At 65.2% G+C, this 1660-nt stretch carries 1 protein-coding gene; it reads right to left on the bottom strand.

Annotated features, from left to right (window positions below):
• Positions 1–138 precede the first annotated feature (138 nt).
• Complete coding sequence (locus NA3_RS35245; protein ID WP_062969246.1) at positions 139–1542, bottom strand: IS1380 family transposase; 1404 nt, start codon at positions 1540–1542, stop codon at positions 139–141.
• Positions 1543–1660 lie beyond the last annotated feature (118 nt).

The raw sequence follows: 1660 nt of genomic DNA, 5'->3' as shown, positions 1-1660 counted from the left end.
CCTCGATCCATCGACGAGGGTTGTGTGTGGTCCGCGGGCCTGCGGCGCGCGGACCACGGGCTTTCGGGTATGAGGTAGCCGCTGGTCTGCCCAGCTTTTCCACTTCGATGTCGGTAGGGGCCGTGTCGGCCGGGGTGGTCAGGCGATGGCGGGTTGTGGCGGTGTGTAGCCGATTATGTTGTGCCACAACATAAGCCAGGGGTCGGTCCAGGGCCAGTGGCGTGGCAGGTGCAGGATCGGTCGTCGTTGGGGGCGGGCCAGTCTGGCGGGGATGTTGACGAGTTTGCGTCGAAGGGTCGATCCCCGTGCCCGGCCGAGCCGGCCGCCGGCCAGGGTACCGGCGGCGCGCAGCAGGTTGTGGGCGATCGCGGCGGCCAGCACCCAAGCGCAGTTGGCGCCGAATTTCCCGGACGGGATGTGGGCGAGCGGTCCGTCGATCAGGTCGGCGAACACGGTTTCGACGACGGCGTGACGGCGGTGGGTGATGTCGGCGTCGGCGACGGGTTCTTCCGAGTTGGTGAAGAACGGGTGGTAGCGCCAGACGGGGAACAGTGTGTCGGGGTAGCGGGCGTCTTTGACGCGGCGCACGATCAACCGGGCGGTGGTGCGGTCTTTGGTGGAAGCGAAAGCGGTGTAGGGGTTTTCGGCGACCTCGGCGTCGGAAATCCAGTCTCCGGTATCGGGATCTTGGACCGCGCCGGGATAGCGCACGGGGGTCCATGCGTCCTCGGCGATCGCTGCGATCGCGGTGTTGACCGACGTGTTCTTGGTCAACACCACCGAGAACTGTGCATCGGCGTGGCGGGCGGCGCGCACGACTTTGCGGGTGCCGAACGCGGAGTCCCCGCGCACGAGGATCGTGGCGTTCGGGCTGATGGTGCGGGCGGTGCCGATGGTGGTGGTGACCATGGATGCGGCGCCCTTGCCGGAGCCGGTTTTGCCTGCGCGCAGCCGCATCCCGGCGATCACCGGTGCCGCGAGGTCGGTGCTGATCGTGGCGACCAGTGGTGAAAGTCCTTTGCGGAGAACCTGTTTGCCCGCGATCTTGGTGTGTCCGTAGGAGGCGCCTTGTTTCTGGTGGCCGTAGACCGGGCGCAGCAGCGAGTCGATATCGACGAACATCCGGGTGTCGGCGCCGGGCAGCAGATCGGCACGTTCGGTCAGGGCCAGCAGGTGGGACCGCATCACCGATTCCAGCTGCTTGGCGTGGCCGAAGGTGAACTCCCGCAACAGGGTTCCGACTGTCGAGGGTGCATACACGTCGTCGAACAGTGTCTTCATGCCGCCGCTGCGCAGCAGGTCGATGTCGTCGATGCTGTCCGCGCCCGCGCACATCCCGGCGATCAACGTGGCCAGCTTCGGCCCCGGATTCGCCGACCCCGACTTTATCCGCGGTACATCGATCGCGACCTTCTCCGTCAACATGCCGGTCAGGCCGGTTTGCTCGGCCAAGGTCATCACCGGTGCCAACCCGGCGCACGACACGAGGTCATCGTCATCGAACCTCGCCGAGTCCTCGGCGAACCTGTGGAACAATCGCACTGAAAGTGTCTTTCGGATCTGGTCTTGATTGTTTGCGTGAGAACATCAATCATCCCAGCTCAGAGGGCACTTTCCTCATTTCAACACACCCTTATCCACCGATTTCATCGGTGGAGGG

This window comes from Nocardia africana NBRC 100379, assembly GCF_001612635.1.
Classification (GTDB): domain Bacteria; phylum Actinomycetota; class Actinomycetes; order Mycobacteriales; family Mycobacteriaceae; genus Nocardia; species Nocardia africana.
The sequence above is the reverse complement of the archived record's forward strand: the minus strand, read 5'-3'. Positions and strand labels throughout refer to the sequence as shown.